We start from the raw sequence: 16080 nt of genomic DNA on the forward strand, positions 1-16080 counted from the left end.
ATTTTTAAAAATTATTGGTGAAAATTAAGTGACGGTTAGTACCGTCATTTTCGAGCTCGCATCACTACATGGTTCAAATATTGATATCAACTGAAATAAAAAAACCGCCTGCAGGCGGTTTTTTCGAAGCTATACATGACCGATTAGTCACGGAAGTTATCGAACTGGAAGGACTGGCCCAGCTCTGCACCGCGAACAAGTGCCATAACGGCTTGAAGATCATCGCGCTTTTTGCCTGTTACTCGTACCTTATCACCTTGGATTGATGCTTGTACCTTAAGTTTTTCATCTTTAATGAGCTTGATGATTTTTTTCGCAACAGCTGTATCTACGCCTTGCTTGAACTCAACGTTACAAGAAAAGGACTTGCCTGTGCGAGTCGTCTCTTTTTGATCCATAGCCTGGGCATCAACATGGCGTCTGGCAAGGTTGGCACGAAGAATGGAGACCAGCTGGGTGAGCTGGTAATCAGATTCGGTTGAAATTTTAACGACTTCTTTCTCAAACTTGAAGCTTGCTTCTACACCACGGAAGTCAAAACGGGTTTCCAGTTCACGAGAAGAGTTTTCTACGGCATTGCGGATTTCAACGAAGTCGACTTCAGAAACAATATCAAAAGATGGCATGTGAGTAATCCTGATTGTTTAATGATGTAAAGGTATTGGTAGGGCGTTACTGAACCCTACCTTATGGTTATTTAATTTGGCTGCCTACGGCTTCAGAAAGCATATCCAGCATCGTCACAGTGTCTTCCCAGTTAATGCATGGGTCGGTGATGGACTGGCCATAAGTCAGAGCGCTCAAATTGTTACTGTCAACCGGCTGGTTACCTTCTGCTATAAAGCTTTCTGCCATGATACCCGCAATGAACTGGCTACCAGACTTAATCTGCTGGCAAATATCGGCCGCAACATCAAGCTGGCGTTTGTGTTGTTTCTGGCAGTTACCATGGCTGAAATCGACAACGAGACGGGTAGGCAGATCAAAGGATGCCAACGTGTCGCATGAAGCTTTAATATCGTCGGCATGGTAGTTTGGCATTTTGCCTCCTCGTAGGATGACATGGCCATATGGGTTGCCTGAGGTGCGGTAGATTGTCATTTCACCGTTTTTCGCAGGTGAGCAGAACACGTGTGATTCACGGGTGGCACGGATGGCATCGATCGCAATTTTGATGTTGCCGTCGGTACCGTTTTTGAAGCCGACAGGGCAGGAAAGGGCCGAAGCCATCTCGCGATGAATTTGAGATTCCGTTGTACGAGCCCCGATAGCGCCCCAACTGATCAGATCGGCCAGGTATTGGCCTGTGATCATATCCAAGAATTCCGTCGCGGTAGGCATACCCAGAGCATTGATATCGACCAGCAGCTTGCGTGCCGTATGAAGCCCTTTGGCGAGGTCGAGGCTGCCGTCTAGATTAGGGTCGGAAACTAAACCTTTCCAACCGACAACAGTGCGTGGTTTTTCAAAGTAGGTACGCATCACAATAAATAGCGTATCTTTGTATTTTTCCTGCACCGCACAAAGGCGTTTGGCATAATCGATGGCAGCATCAGGATCATGGACAGAGCAAGGGCCAACGATAACAAGAAGACGGGAATCCTGGCCCGTAAGAATCGCTTCAACTTGACGACGAGAGTGGGCGACATGCTCCGCAATTTCATCTGTGATTGGGTAAGCAGCTTCGACCGCAGCCGGCGTTGGCATCAGTCCAAGGCTAACGGTGCGGAGTTCATCTGTTTTCATTGGCATAGTGTTGCCTATCTCGGTATTACAAAAATTATTGACGCGTAAAGATAGCCCAAAAGTCGGCAGGAATAAACCAAACTTGTGATATCACTTAGATTTTTATTCTAGCGCGTTCTCTTTTTCTTCGCCTTTTCTCAAGTTAGATCAATGAATGTTGTCATTTTGTCCAGTTGGTCGTGGTCATTTACCGATAGCCTTAAGTGGCTGGACTATGTGAATAATCGTGCAACCGAAGTTATTTAGTTATCCTGAAGAAGAAAACTTTCTATTTACCTACTTGCGTCCGACGAAATGAGCCAGTATGTTGGGGTTTAGTGAATATCTACCCAATCATTTTGGGTAAAAATGGAAGTTGATATACAAAGGGAGTCACAAGCCGCGGTGCTAGGATCTATCCATATATTTTCTTCTGAGAAACCAAGTTAAAGCAGTTATGGTGGTTTATGACAAATAGTGCTCAGTCAGGTCTACAGTTTTCAGAAATTCTTAAATCTTCTTCACAACTATCGGGTATACAGACAGAGATAGGTTTGGTCTCTGTGGACGATCTGTTGCTGGAAATCGGGGTCCACCCTTTCGCTGCAGCCTATCCATCTGATCTCGCAGAAGACATCCAACAGCAGTTACATGCGAAAACAGACGGTAACCCAGCAGAGTTTTTTGTCTCAGCGCTGGCGGAGAAGCTAATTGCTGCGGCACAGAAAGCGGGTCCAAAGCCGCTAAAAGTACGTTTGGCTGGCGCCGATTCTCATAAAAGACAGGCTTTACTCGGTTCGGAGCTTGAAGCGCAAGAGGTTAACCCGCTTATTGGTAAGAGAGGCGTTTCACGCTGGGCGGACAAAGCTTTGCGCAAGGCATTCGAATTGGAGTGCGAGGCGATTAAACGTGCTCGCCTCGCCGAGGGGATGGCGAATATCGAGTTGGTTATCCCATTTGTCCGTACGTTCAGCGAGTCTGCAACCGCGATTGATCTGCTAGCGGAGCAAGGGCTATGTCGAGGCGCGCATGGCTTACGGGTACATTTAATGGCTGAGCTACCGGCGAATGCCTTGTTGGCAGAAAAATTCCTGCAGTACTTTGATGGGCTGGTTGTTGATATCGATCAGCTTGCCCAATTTGCCCTGGGATTGGATCAAGAACATCCGTCACTGGAATACTTGCATGATGATCAAAATGAGGCGGTGTTGGCACTCATCGACCATGCACTCAAGGCGGCAGCAACCGTAAACAAGCCCTGTGATCTTGTCAGCCATTACATCAACAAGGCACCAAACCTACAGGTGTGGTTATTAGAGCAGAATGTTTCGACGGTTATTACGCAATAGGTTAAGCGCAACCCGAGCATAGCAGGTTAAGTAACCCGGCACAGCGCAAGGTGGGCCGGGTTTTTTTGTGGATACTGCTACCTGAGAAGTAGAGCCCGCAGAGGCGTTTTATCGATGAGAGCAACCAAGCCGTAGCTGATCAGACAGGTAAGCACAAAGCGTAAAATATCATTAGCGTAGCCTGTGATACCCAATAGGGGGAGGAGTTGCATCAAATAGATAATGATCAGCAGGTGAAGTAAGTAGATCCCCAGTACATGTTTGTTGATATTTAGTTTGATGAGTGATTGGCCAAACAGCGGACGCTGTTTTAGCATGACGAAAAGGCCGGCCCCCCATAACGGCGTACCCAACAGGAAGTCATGCATATTGAACGGTACGTCATAGCGCATGAGAAACACAGCTTCTGCCAAATGTAACCCCAAGCCAACTAGTGCAAGAGCCGCGGCTTTAATAAAACTCAGGTGCCAACCGCTTTGCCTTATCTTAAAGCCAATTGCTAGCATGAGGGTGCTCATGAACGGTCCGTTGCGGGTGAAAAGAGGTGATCCAAGGCCGGTCAGTGCCTCATAGCTTCCCGCGGCTAGACCAACAAAATAGAGCCCAATGGCGATTGGCAGGATAAGGTTTTGTTTGTTGATATAGCAGCAAATCGCAATGACCAGCAGTCCACAAATCAACCCTGGGATATACCAGAGGTGAACCAGGCTGCCTTCAAACAGGGTATTAAGCGGTTGGGACAGCAGGTACTGCCAATAGCCGCTGCGCTCAGCCAGATAGCCTGCTTCCCAGGCTAACTGGAGGTTAAAGGGCACAAGGAAATATATTGCACTCCATACCAGCCAGACTTTCAGCAATGGCAGGCTGTATTGCTTCATTGTACTTGAAGGCAGGGCCGAAAGTTTCGGAGCGATAAAATAACCCGCCATGATGAAAAAGAGCGGCACGGCAAAACGACTGAGTTGGTTGATAAGCAGTCCCAGCCAAGGTTCGCCGTTAATTAAAGGTGCTTGTATGAAAATCTGGCTATGAATAGCGATGACGCCGAGAAGGGCCAGGAGCCTTCCGGCCTCGAAACTTGCTATGCGGTTGTTTGACATGGGGTTTGAGAGTGGTGAATAAGGCCTGTAATTTTATCAGCCACCATGGATTTAAGGCATCTATCTATCAATTGAACTGAAAAAAATGAGCGATGTATCAAATATTCCTCATATGACGAGGCTGATATTTACTTGTAGAAGGGAGTGGAGATGAGTGCCAACTCACATTATGAAACACGTTGAGTTATTGTTGTTTGATCATTTAATGAAGAACACCTATGTTTAGCTGAAGTTCGTTATTGATAATATGTGGTCCTGTTAGGATTATCAACGGTGAATAATTTTATAGTATGATCATTAACAGAATAACGAGAATTTGTAATGGAAATGGATTTCCACAGTCAATATTCAGTAGAAACGGCTTTTAACTCGCCTGATTATGAGTTATTAGAAAAGATAGGTGAGGGCGGTTTTGGTCAGGTGTATAAAGCCATTCAGCACAGGACCCAAAAATTTGTTGCCATAAAGTTCCTGACTATTAGCTCGACTTTCGATAAAGACAAAGCAAGACGGTATATAGAGCGTTTTAACCGAGAGGCGGATTTAATTCGTCGCCTCAACCATCCGAATATTGTTAACCTTATCGATAAAGGTCAGCAAAGCGATACGCTTGTTTATGCTGTATATGAATATATTGATGGGCGAACACTAAAAGAACATATTGAAACAAATGGAGCTTTAAATCCTGTCGATACAGCTGAAATTATGGCTTGTGTATTGGATGCCTTATCTCATGCTCATGAAAAAGGGGTAATACATCGTGATATCAAGCCTTCAAATATTATGCTTTATAAAGTTGGTGCTAAAACACATGTTAAAGTTCTCGATTTTGGTATCGCAACATTAAATAGTGACTTCAGGCAGCTTGATTATAAAAGTATTACCCTGACTCAAGAAACGCTGGGAACACCAACATATAGCTCACCCGAGCAATTGCGGGGTGAGCCGCCTGTTGCGCAGACTGATATTTATGTTTGGGGGTTAGTTTTTCTAGAGTGTTTGACTGGTGTTCCAACGATTACCGGTCGAAGTCTGGCAGCCATTTTCCATCAGCAGCTCAGCCCAACCAATATACCGCTAGCTATTTTAGCTGGGCATAGCTCTGCGCAATTATTCCGCAGGGTATTGAATAAAAAGCCTCATGAAAGGCCGTTAAATACTGCAGAGCTATATCATGAGTTCAGAAAGTTAAATTTTTCAAATCTAGATTGTAAACAGTTAGCAGGTTCGAAGAAGGAGGTTCTGGATAGTAAAGCTCCATCAATGACTCATTATGATGAAACCTTGATAAATGATGGGCACTTCTCGTATTCAAGGCTTACTGAGCGTAAACAGCTCACTGTTTTGAGTGTGATATTGAGCTCAGGAATCGTTAATCAACAACAGCAGACTGCTCATTTTATTGAGCAAGATGTGATCGATACATTTCATAGTGATCAGCTTCAACAGAGCATTGATATTGCAAGCCGTTATGGCGCCGTGCATGTAGGTACTTTGGGGGATACTCTACTATTTTATTTTGGCTATCCGTCAGTCACAGATAATGACAGTCGCTTATGTAGTCGCGCTGCCCTAGAGATTGCAAGCAATATAAAGAAAAAGAATGCATTATTAAAAGGTAGTCATGGCATTGTTAGCCAAATCCAGATGGGAATTCAAATAGGGCTCATGCAAAGTTTGATTGGTCATATTCCTGAGGGGAAAGTTGCCCATGATGCTATGAAATTCAGCCGAATTGCCCTGCCAGGACAAATTGTCTGTTCGGAAAACGTCAAGCAGTTACTTGAGAGCCATCTTAATTTTGAGCGTTTGATTGGCGGTGAGAAAGAAAGTGCTTGTGAAGACTGTTTTGAGCAAAGGATGTATTTACTACGCTCTGAACGTTTGTCAGAAGCATTTGGTTTTTTACGAAGCACAAGGAAGAACCATGCCTTCATTGGCAGGGAAACTGAAGTCTCTGTATTAGACGATTTGCTTTCATGTTGTAATGCAAAGAAATTTGCCCATATAGAGGGTGAGGCGGGAATTGGTAAATCTCGCCTGCTCTTTGAACTCAGGGAGCGAAAAGCTGATTGGCGGCATTTAGTCGGGCAATGTTTGCCTGAACACCAGAACAACGCGCTGTTTCCCATACTGAAGATGCTTAAAGCGAAGTATGCGTTAGAGCCTTTAAATGATGGGCAAAGGTTAGATCGTCTAAATCAGGCAATAGACATACTTCCATTACCTCAAGAGCATAAACTTCAGGGACTTGTTGTTTTGGCCTTGTGGTTGAACTTGGAGGTGGATGGCAGTCGGGAGAGGGCCTATATACTCGGTAACTTATCGCCAGCCTTACAGAAACAGCGCCTGTTTGAAATACTTGCCTATCTCTTGTGCCAAGTACGCTCCGGCATCTCAAGTAATATCCAGTATTCGAAGCATCACTTGTTCATTTTTGAAGACCTGCATTGGGCTGATCCAACGAGTGTTGAGTTCATTAAGTTCATCGCTGAATCGGACTCGTTTAATGCTAATGAACACGCTTGGTTCAATACATCCCGCGAACCACTTCCCTCACTGCTAGGAGGTACTTCTTTCGTCACTGTTCATCTCGAGCGCCTAGATCATATGGTCGCGATGACTTTCGTGAACTCTCTTTTCGACCAGCAGATTTTGTCTTCTAAGCTAAAGGAATTTTTGAACGAACGTGCAGATGGTATTCCGCTGTTCATCGAAGAGTTGGTTTTAACGCTACAGGAGCAAAAACTGGTTAGGAAAGTGAATGGTACTGTTGACTTGGTTAATGAACATAATCTGAATCAGATTCCGGCGACCTTGCGAGAATTACTTCATCAGAAGTTAGACAGGCTTAGATACGCAAAACCTACAGCACAGCTTGCTGCAACGATTGGACGTGCGTTTGATTATGATCTCCTGGTATTGATTTCAGGTAAGGATGAAGCAGAGATCCAAGTTGATTTGGAGGAATTGGTAAAAGCTGAATTGGTTTATCCGCAACGCCAACTTGAAGGGGATAAGTATCTGTTTAAGCATGCCTTAGTAAGGGATACTGCTTATGAAAGCATGGATAAGAAAACGTTGCAAAATGCGCATTTGCGAATCGCTGAGGTGTTAGTCAATAACTTCCCGGATAGGGTGAGCGGGCAGCCCGGTGAAGTCGCCGAGCACTTTGCCCGAGCTTCACAGTATGAGTTGGCGATTGAGTTTGGTACGTCATCGGCAAACGCGTCACTAGCTAGTTTTGCTATAGAAGAAACAATTGAACAAAGTCAAAGAGTCTGTTGTTGGATCGATAAAGTTTCACAGTCAGTGACAGTTGTAGATAAGATTGAGATTAATCGTATTTTGTTGCAGGCGCTTATGTTGAAACTAGGCTGGGGGCATCAACAAGTTTATGAGCATATTGATAAAACAAAAAGTTTGTTTGCCGCGTTAACACCTTCCCAGTACAGCCGGAGTGTGGTTTGGAGTTTAGTGTCTACCTTTGTTTATTATTTCGTTGTCGGCCAAAAAGAAGGGATGGTCAGCCTGCACAAGCATGTTAGAGGGATCCTGAAAAATAAAAATGAACCAGATATGGCTTTGGCAGCCCATATAATGCAAGGATTTATATATTTTAACGAAGCCGATTTCGAGCAATCGAAAGCTTCTTTTTTGAAGGTTGTTAACCTTTACGCCGCAAAAGATCATCAGGTGCTGATATATCTATACGGATTGGACTTATATACATGGGCCCAATCGATTTTGGGTATCATATATTCCTATCAGGGAGAAAATAAATTAGCAGAGCTTGCTGGTGTAAAAGCGGTAAAATGGGCCAGAGAAATCGAACACGTTCCTTCAATATGTATTGCATTGCTTTACAAAGCCATTGTTGCCCAGTTCAACGCCGATAAACTGAAGGTAAAGCGTTATTCCGAAGAGATAATTACGTTGTCTGATAACTATAGCCTTCCCGCCTATAAAGGTTACGCGTCTTTATTAAACCTATGGGCCTTGGAGTTACCGGATGTTGATACAGAAGCTTGTATTGTAAAGACACTTAGAGAGATGAATTGTAATGCCTTTATTCCGTATTATGGGTCATTACATGCAGATACGCTGATACGTAATGGGCAAACATCAGCGGCTATCAAGCTCATTGATGAATGCTTAATATCATGTGAAAAGTTTAATGACTACAGTTATGAATCAGAGCTCTATAAAAGGCGGGCATGTTACTTATTGAATGCGGAACACCCTGATTATACCAGGGCTAGGTCAGACTTAAAACATGCAATTAAGTTGGCCGAGTTAAGAGGCAACAGCCAGACATTACAGCAGTCAAAACACTACTTGTTACAGCTAAAAGAAGAAACACACTAATTGTGAGAGGGTTAAGTTATGGGTACAAGCGTTGCTGGTTATAAATCATCATTTAAGTCGATTGTCAGTTTTAGGACTGCATATTTAAAAGCAGTTGCAAAGTCGTGGAGTGATGAAAAATTTAAAATCGGACTGCTGGAAGAAAATAATAACATTCTCGAGTGGGAGGCATTTATTGATTTATTACCGAATAAAAAGCCTCTGCCTTGGACGGCCAAAGTTTTTGTTTTTATACCCGAGCCGCTGGAAAATGGTTTTCCATTGAATACGCGCTGGATGCCAGGTCCAACAGCTGGCTGGTTCGGGATTAATGATGAATTTGTGATCAACTTACCTCCGGCCCCCGAAGATCCCGCAGAGTATGCAAGTGCCATCGCTGCCTACAACCAGATGTTTCCAACTTTGATGGGGACAACAGATGATAGCGATAGTGAAGGCTTGTCAGAAGACTTTGTGAACTTTAGTTGTGCGCTTTTGCAAGGGATCAGCCTATGTTGGGCGACGAAAGGTAATGGTGGCGGAAGTAGTACCCCTGATTTTGCCGAGCAGCTTGAGCTTCACGGCTTGGATGCACTTACAAGCCTTGTTGGTTTCGTAAACCCCTGGGGTTTCAATATTAAGTTTAAACAAGCGCCGGAGGGGGCCATGTGGGATAAAGAGAATCAGCGATGGTGCGGCTTATATAATGAAGTCAAACTCAACTATCCTGCGCCACCTAAGTCCGTTGATGGCTTTACTGATGATGCCATTAAGGCAATTGCGTTAGCGCAATATAATTCCGATGGGATGCAGTATCCATTTACGTGCCCATAAACCATGACTTCACAACAAATGGATATTTTTATGCAAAATAAAAGGATAATTGATTCCGATAGGCATGTTATGGAGCCGCTGGATATGTGGCGCCAGTATGTTGATGATGCTGTGTTTGCCAGATACCCATTATCATTGGTGCATGATACAGAAGAGGCAATGCAGGAAAGAGTCAAACGGCTGGGATTTGCGGCTTCGAAGAAGCTTCCTCCGACATTTATGATTGGGGACAAAACGGTATTGTCCGGCTGGGGGGAGGAGCTTCAGCTTGCCTGTTTAGAGGTCAAAAATAGCGAGGCTGAGCGATTAAAAGCAATGTCACCGGATACTCAGCTGGCAAGTATGGACGAAGCCAATATTGCGGTTGCCAGTATTTTTCCGACCTTTGGCGGAATGATAGTTAACCATAACCACATACCTGCTGAAGTGTCGCTAGCTTATGCAGATGGCTACAATAGCTGGTTGAAACAATACTGCGACTACGATCCTGGCCGATTAAACGCCGTCGGCCTGATCAGCCGGCATGATCCAAATACCATGTTAGCGCAGCTGGACCGCATCATAGCGAACGGGTGGCGGTGTATTACGCTTCGACCGGAAGTGGTTGCCGGGCGTGCGCTCGGTCATCATGACTATGAAGCGTTTTGGCAGGCTTGTGAGTCGAACGGGGTGAGTATTGCGATACACGGCGGTACCCATGCGAATTTGCCTACCGCCGGTACAGAGCGGTTTGGCTCTCACTTTGCGATGCATGCTTGCTCTCACTCAATGGAAATTCAAATGGCCTTCCTATCTTTGCTGGACGCTGGCGTTTTAGAGCGGTACCCAACACTCAAGTTTGCTTTTCTTGAGGCTGGTGCATCGTGGCTGCCGCATTGGCTGTGGCGGCTCGATAATATTTGTTATCCAGAATTTCCATCACTGACCAAAGATACTATTACCATGCCGCCTTCCGAGTATTTCAAGCGGCAGTGCTGGGTATCCATTGAGCTTGGCGAGCCTTGTTTGCGGGAGGTTATCGATCTCATTGGGCCGGATAAGCTGCTTTACGGTACGGACTATCCACATCCCGATCACTTGCAGTTTACGACCAAGGATATCGCTGCACAGCTCGACGAGTTGTCTGAGGCTGAATTACATAGACTGTTAGACAGTAATGCTAGCGATTTCTTTTCGCTGGGTTCAAATCGGGCAAGCTGAAGAGATATTGAATATGTATAATTCGAGTGTATTGAAATGGCATCCAAGCTTAAACCATTATCTATTTGAAAATGGTGATGTACTGTTGGTGTCATCGTCAGGGCAATGGATTCTGCCGGTTCTGCATTTCCCCTTGATGCAGTTTATTGATAGCTCGAAATCGGCGGATGATATTTTGCGGGTTAGCGATGTTTACGATCCGCAAACCGCGGCGCTTTTTTATTACCAGATAGAACAGCTTACAGCGGCAAATCTTCTGCTTTGTGGTGATACTGGCGAGCAATATCAACGGCCATTATTTGATACTCAGAAAAGTGTCGATTTTCGGAGTGCAGAGGTACATGACTTTCCTGCTGGAATAACGGTCTTCAACCTGTCGGTGTTAACCTTGCCTGAGCTATTTGATGGTAGTGAAAAACTTCAATCCTTTATGGCGGATATAGCGGTATATCAGTCTTACGGGAAAGGAGGCCCTTTAACATTCGTGTTTGTTGATGATTTGTTAGACCCGAGAATATCCGACCTGCCATTAAATACTGAGTTCATTGTGATTAAAGTCGGTGGCGAAAAGGTTTGGCTTACCCCAAAATTCGGTACCGCTGACTTATCAGCATATCATCAGCTACAAGTACAGCTGCTTGATAATCAACCGGTGAGGAAGTGGTTGATTAAGAAGTGGCCTGAGCGGTGTCATGGTTACTCGTTCAAAGCTGGGACTCGCTTAACCGCCGAGCAATGTCAGCAGTTAAAGGGGGTGCTGCTTAAGCAATTAAGAGCCGAAAGTTATCAGTTAGCAGTCTATGATATTGATACATCGGCTGACGAATATCACGATGTTGTTTGTTCCTTGCAGCAACATGGCTGTTTATCCGAACCTGCGAGAGCACCAATAAAGCTCGAAAGCTGCCTGGCGGTATATGCGGAAGATGGCGGTTCGAGAAGTATTAGTGCAGAGCAAACATTGGATAAGTTAAAACCCTTCATCAGTCCAATTACTGGGGTGGTTAGTCATCTTGAGCCTTTTAAGAGTTCACCTGATTCAGAGGTGGAGATTTATCGCACCAGTTTTTTTAAGTCGCTGCCGCAAAATACTCAGGAGCCGTTTGACCAAAATAGTTTTGTTCAGATTTGTCTGGGTAAAGGCGTCAGCCCAGTGCAATCACAGGTCAGTGCGGTATGCGAGGCGATTGAAAGGGTGAACGCTCAGTTCAGAGGGAATGAGCCGTTGCTAAAATCTCACCCTGATGATTTATCATTGCGGTATGTGCCTTTCCAAGCTTTGACACCATACAGTGAGCGACAATACCTGAGGTTTGCAGATCGAAGCGATCCTGAGTCCAAGCGAAAGCAAGCGGTACAGCCATATCGTAATGAGGAAATCTATTGGTTTGAAACCTGGTCTTTGACCAAAGAAGAGCATGTATATGTTCCCCTGACGTGCTGTTTTACCAATATTGAAATCGAGAGCGAGCATACTGAACAGCTGGCGTTTGTCGATGAAAAATATGGTCGCTGGCATTCAAACGGGGCGTCGGCCGGCAATACCCGTGAAGAGGCAATTTTACAAGGATTGTGTGAGCTGATCGAGCGAGATGCAGTATCAATATGGTGGTATAACCGTGTTACTCGACCGCCTTTTGAGCTAAATAAAATACCGCCAGAACTGCTTCAACCAATAGCAAACTCATTATCCAAACAGTATGAATTCTGGGTGCTTGATGTAACCAATGATACCGGGGTACCAGTGATGGTTGCCGTTGGCCAGCATAAGCAACATAAAGGGTTTATTTTTGGCTTCGGCTGCCATTTAAAACCCGAGTTGGCAGCCCAGCGTGCGCTGACTGAGTTGTGCCAGTTGATCCCCGTGCGTAATCAAAAAGGGGCGCCGTTTGACTTCGATGCGGTGGAAGAGGGGCCGTACTTATATCCTGCACCTGAGCGTCAAGCCGTTCAGCCTTGCTTGCTGTGCTCGGGGGATATGAAGGATGATATCTTATCCATTGTCGAGCAACTGCAGAGCCTTAACTACGAAACACTCGTTCTGGACTACAGTCGTGAGCCTGTTCCGCTTTATACCGTAAAAGTTTTTGTCCCTGGGCTCTGCCATATTTGGCCGCAACTGGCGAATGAGCGCTTGTACCAAGTGCCGGTAAAGCTGCACTGGCAAAACGCGTTGAAGGATGAAAGGAGTATTTGCCAGCAAGGCTTTTATGTCTAAGCCAACTTAGAACAAACAGTGGATGACTTCGCTTGTAATGCCTTGTAATAGGCACCACGTTCTCACCACGCTAAAGTCTAGATATGACAAAGTTATATACCGGATAAAGCTATTCGCTAACAGCAAGGATTAACTATGGCTCATTTAACATCGGGAAATTCGCGTTATCCTCTTTATTTGAAAGCATTTCATCAATTTGGTCGACTAGCTACTGCTGTTGATACATTAGTCGACAACCCAGAGATATCTCGCATTCATGCGGTTATCGAATGGATTGATGGCATCTGGTATATACGGGATCTCAGTAAAAATGGCGTTTGGGTAAATGGCGATTCCATTTCACCGAATAAGCTTTATAAGCTAGCGGTGAAGGATAAAATTTGTTTTGCGAACAAAAAAAATATCACTTTTGTGGTCGAAAACCTTGATGAACCAAAAGATGTCTTAATCCCCCTTGAGTCAGAATCCAGTGCTGACTTGCCCAATGCAAAACCTATCTTGCTTGAACATTATCATTTTCTTCCTTCAGAAAACTCCCCTGAAGTGATCATATTTTATGATATGGTGGAAAAGTGTTGGTATTGCGAAACTATCGCTGATTCAACGCCAACAAAACTTTATGATGGCGAGTTGCTTGAATTTTCTCACTCAATATGGAAATTAATCAAGGGGGCTGATGCTGCAGAAAAAGAAACCCTCATTTCAGATGGTAATGTGAGCAATGATATTTGTTATATATTCAACATTAGTCAAGATGAAGAACTTACGGAACTCACGCTCAAAAATAGTAGGACAGATATTGATTGTGAGATCAGGAGCCATCATTATCTCACGGCGCTATTAGCGCGTTACAAAGGCCAAGATCAGAGAGCCAATATGCCCGAGCATTTACAGGGTTGGCGCACTATTGAGCAACTCACAAAAGATATAGGCCTGTCTGAAAACCATGTCAACATCCAAATACACCGAGCCAGGAAGCAATTGGCTGATAAGTTGCAATCAGAGGGAATTTCAGCCCCTCTGTTGATTGAACGAAAACGAGGTAGAGTGAGATTTGCAGCAAATGATTTTAAAGTGTTTAAAGGGCACGAATTGGAAGTAGACTCAATGATGGCGTGACAGCTACCTTCCGCACCGCTAGCTTTGTAAGTTTGTCAACTAACAAAGCTAGCACCCTTAAATAAATATAAGTTTGAACTTATAAATATTGCACAGTCGAATTTCCGTTTGGTTTATGCAGTCATAATCTGAATTAGCTCTGTAATAAGCTGTAATAGAAAATGTTTGAATAATGGTTAATTATAAAAAGGTAAACATCATATAAGTAAATTTGACTGTTAGAGTTGGTTTTTCGTCATTGATATGCTCGTTAATATGGCGTGTAATCAGCGATTTATAATATTTACTTTTCTTTGATAATAAAGACACCTTCTGTTTATTAGAGAATAATATGGATGTGATTTTCTCTCAATTAAGCGTCCCTGAAGAGTTGGATTTATCTAACTCGGAACAGTGGGATTTTACACAAGATAATAATGGCCGATGGCTTACTCATGTAAATAAAGCATGTTTTGAAGGGGAATGGCTGGTACTTCCGTTGAGAGGCTTGGTGAAACATGCTGGCCGTTCACCAATCTTACAGGCTTTTAATTTTGAGGAGTCAGCAGGCCCTGACGATTATGAAAATTATCCCATTTTAGACGGGCTACCCCATATCGCTCGTTTTTTACGGTTATTTCCTTGTGCTGTTTTATCTGCCCGTTTGATGAAGCTGGGTCCGGGCTCGATTATTAAGCCACATTGTGATCATGGCCTAGTCCTGTCTGAGGGCCAAGCCCGTCTTCACTTTTGTCTGCAGACAGATCCTGGTGTGGAGTTCGTTGTAGGAGGGAAGTCGCTAAAGATTGGGGAACGTGAATTATGGTACATCAATGCGGCTGCAGAACATGCCGTTTATCACCGAGGTCATACGCCTCGTATTTACCTGGTTTTCGATTGCATTGTCAATGATTGGCTAATGGCACAACTTCAACCAAAGACGGAGCATGAAGAGAGATGAAAGCGCAACTACAGATGGCGAATCACCCAAAAGCCGAGCTCGATTTTGCGGATCCCGCCGTTGATAACCTGTTGAAGTTTTCCATTCGTCAGCAACTGGAGTCCCTGGCGCAGCAACAGTTATCCCAGGCCGAGCGCAAGCTGAAACTGCAGCAGAGTTTTACCCAAGCGATGACAGCGGTGTTGACTGACAGCGTGACCGTGCATGAGCAGTTAACTGCACTGTTTACCGATATGTACGATCAGGCCATGTTGTCAATGGCGCAGGCGGCTTTGGGTCAGGATCTTCTTACCCGCCAATATGTCAGCGCAACCGGGCTGATTATGTCGCCACTCAATTGCAGCACCAGCATCAAAGATGTTTACCGATTACGTGGGTTCGTTCGTGGGTTAGATAAAGCGATCAGAGCCAAACTCAGCAACAGGAAGCAAGTGCGTTTGCTCTATCCGGCTTGTGGCCCCTTTGCCCCCTTGCTACTGCCGTTGTTGCAGTATTACCAAGACGAAGGTGGAGTTGACAGTAGCCAGTTACAGGTTGTACTTGTCGATATCCAGCCTGGCGCGATTCAGTCTTTGCACCAATTGGTCAAAGACCTGAATGTATCGGACTATGTCGAAGCTATCGTCGAAGCAGACGCCACACAGTATGAGCCGCAGGGGGCGATAGACATTCTGTTGCTTGAGGCGCTGCAACACGGTTTTACCCAAGAGGGACAGTTGAGCATTGCCCGGCACCAGGTACAGTTCTTGAGTCTCGATGGCATTATGGTGCCGCAGTCCATCTCTGTACAGGCCATCATGGTACACGGCGATACAGAATTTAACCAACAGTGGCAGTCTGCGGCCTATACCCATTCATCCCACCTTTCTGCTCGTGATCAGCGAGTTGAACTGGGTGAAATATTCCATATCTCCAAAACGGCATTGTTGGCGATGCAGCCCATTACGCTGGCCAATGATATTGAGGTCGTTCAGGCGGGCACGCTGGTGTTACCTGATGGCGTTACTGATATGCCAGAGCGAATTCTTGCGATTTATGCGCGTATCCATGCGTTTGGCGACGACGTGGTTGATGAGTATGACTCCGGTATTACGCACCCTTTACCGGACATGACGTTTTACGTCGATGCCACGCCTTCGGTTCCCGACAGAAAGTACTTTGTTGCCCGAGGGGGAGAGCGAGTTGGTTTTTACTATCAGTTATCGGGATTACCTCGGTTTATTCCTATCAAAGCCTAAGTTAGCGAAA

11 protein-coding genes are annotated in these 16080 nt (G+C 44.9%); 8 read left to right on the forward strand and 3 right to left on the reverse strand.

The annotated features are described in order from the left end of the window. Positions 1–143: 143 nt before the first annotated feature. Together PTW35_RS08080 and PTW35_RS08085 are read right to left on the reverse strand one after the other, a co-directional pair. On the reverse strand, positions 144–626 hold the full coding sequence (locus PTW35_RS08080) for a YajQ family cyclic di-GMP-binding protein (RefSeq protein WP_281027240.1): 483 nt from the start codon (positions 624–626) through the stop codon (positions 144–146). A 67-nt stretch (positions 627–693) separates the two neighbouring features. Next, on the reverse strand, positions 694–1752 hold the full coding sequence (locus PTW35_RS08085; RefSeq protein WP_281027241.1) for a 3-deoxy-7-phosphoheptulonate synthase: 1059 nt from the start codon (positions 1750–1752) through the stop codon (positions 694–696). Between the two features lie 440 nt (positions 1753–2192). Here PTW35_RS08085 and PTW35_RS08090 point away from each other — a divergent pair, with 440 nt between their 5' ends. After that, the gene (locus PTW35_RS08090; protein WP_281027242.1) at positions 2193–3074 is read left to right on the forward strand and encodes a putative PEP-binding protein; all 882 of its coding nucleotides are present in this window, start codon (positions 2193–2195) and stop codon (positions 3072–3074) included. 77 nt (positions 3075–3151) lie between these two features. Here PTW35_RS08090 and PTW35_RS08095 read toward each other — a convergent pair whose 3' ends face one another. Further along, a complete protein-coding gene (locus PTW35_RS08095) occupies positions 3152–4174 on the reverse strand; it encodes an acyltransferase family protein (protein WP_281027243.1) in 1023 nt (340 codons plus the stop codon). Between the two features lie 321 nt (positions 4175–4495). On the opposite strand from PTW35_RS08095, the gene PTW35_RS08100 reads away from it, so the two are divergent. The 7 genes from PTW35_RS08100 to PTW35_RS08130 all read left to right on the forward strand — a co-directional run bounded on the left by PTW35_RS08100 (position 4496) and on the right by PTW35_RS08130 (position 16070). Then, positions 4496–8542 carry a TOMM system kinase/cyclase fusion protein gene (locus tag PTW35_RS08100; protein ID WP_281027244.1) on the forward strand — a complete coding sequence of 1349 codons (4047 nt, stop codon included), beginning with the start codon at positions 4496–4498 and terminating at the stop codon, positions 8540–8542. Between the two features lie 18 nt (positions 8543–8560). Continuing rightward, positions 8561–9355, forward strand: coding sequence for a BMA_0021/BMA_0022 family TOMM bacteriocin (locus tag PTW35_RS08105; protein ID WP_281027245.1), 795 nt, complete (start codon positions 8561–8563; stop codon positions 9353–9355). Between the two features lie 30 nt (positions 9356–9385). Beyond that, complete coding sequence (locus tag PTW35_RS08110; RefSeq protein ID WP_281027246.1) at positions 9386–10555, forward strand: amidohydrolase family protein; 1170 nt, start codon at positions 9386–9388, stop codon at positions 10553–10555. Beyond that, entirely contained in the window at positions 10512–12773 is a 2262-nt protein-coding gene (locus PTW35_RS08115; protein WP_281027247.1) for a YcaO-like family protein, read from the forward strand. The genes PTW35_RS08110 and PTW35_RS08115 overlap by 44 nt, the downstream gene beginning before the upstream one ends. A gap of 135 nt (positions 12774–12908) precedes the next feature. Beyond that, positions 12909–13892, forward strand: coding sequence for an FHA domain-containing protein (locus tag PTW35_RS08120; protein ID WP_281027248.1), 984 nt, complete (start codon positions 12909–12911; stop codon positions 13890–13892). A gap of 331 nt (positions 13893–14223) precedes the next feature. After that, positions 14224–14832 (forward strand): aspartyl/asparaginyl beta-hydroxylase domain-containing protein, encoded by a 609-nt coding sequence (locus tag PTW35_RS08125; RefSeq protein WP_281027249.1) that lies wholly within the window; start codon positions 14224–14226, stop codon positions 14830–14832. Continuing rightward, a complete protein-coding gene (locus PTW35_RS08130; protein ID WP_281027250.1) occupies positions 14829–16070 on the forward strand; it encodes a hypothetical protein in 1242 nt (413 codons plus the stop codon). The genes PTW35_RS08125 and PTW35_RS08130 overlap by 4 nt, the downstream gene beginning before the upstream one ends. Positions 16071–16080: the final 10 nt, after the last annotated feature.

Source organism: Photobacterium sp. DA100, assembly GCF_029223585.1.
Classification (GTDB): domain Bacteria; phylum Pseudomonadota; class Gammaproteobacteria; order Enterobacterales; family Vibrionaceae; genus Photobacterium.

What these genes read in the sequence shown, in the direction of transcription:
- PTW35_RS08110 (WP_281027246.1), top strand. Translation starts at nt 9,386, where the DNA reads ATGCAAAATAAAAGGATAATTGATTCCGATAGGCATGTTATGGAGCCG.
- PTW35_RS08100 (WP_281027244.1), top strand. Translation starts at nt 4,496, where the DNA reads ATGGAAATGGATTTCCACAGTCAATATTCAGTAGAAACGGCTTTTAAC.
- PTW35_RS08120 (WP_281027248.1), top strand. Translation starts at nt 12,909, where the DNA reads ATGGCTCATTTAACATCGGGAAATTCGCGTTATCCTCTTTATTTGAAA.
- PTW35_RS08125 (WP_281027249.1), top strand. Translation starts at nt 14,224, where the DNA reads ATGGATGTGATTTTCTCTCAATTAAGCGTCCCTGAAGAGTTGGATTTA.
- PTW35_RS08105 (WP_281027245.1), top strand. Translation starts at nt 8,561, where the DNA reads ATGGGTACAAGCGTTGCTGGTTATAAATCATCATTTAAGTCGATTGTC.
- PTW35_RS08095 (WP_281027243.1), bottom strand. Translation starts at nt 4,174, where the DNA reads ATGTCAAACAACCGCATAGCAAGTTTCGAGGCCGGAAGGCTCCTGGCC.
- PTW35_RS08115 (WP_281027247.1), top strand. Translation starts at nt 10,512, where the DNA reads ATGCTAGCGATTTCTTTTCGCTGGGTTCAAATCGGGCAAGCTGAAGAG.
- PTW35_RS08090 (WP_281027242.1), top strand. Translation starts at nt 2,193, where the DNA reads ATGACAAATAGTGCTCAGTCAGGTCTACAGTTTTCAGAAATTCTTAAA.
- PTW35_RS08130 (WP_281027250.1), top strand. Translation starts at nt 14,829, where the DNA reads ATGAAAGCGCAACTACAGATGGCGAATCACCCAAAAGCCGAGCTCGAT.
- PTW35_RS08080 (WP_281027240.1), bottom strand. Translation starts at nt 626, where the DNA reads ATGCCATCTTTTGATATTGTTTCTGAAGTCGACTTCGTTGAAATCCGC.
- PTW35_RS08085 (WP_281027241.1), bottom strand. Translation starts at nt 1,752, where the DNA reads ATGCCAATGAAAACAGATGAACTCCGCACCGTTAGCCTTGGACTGATG.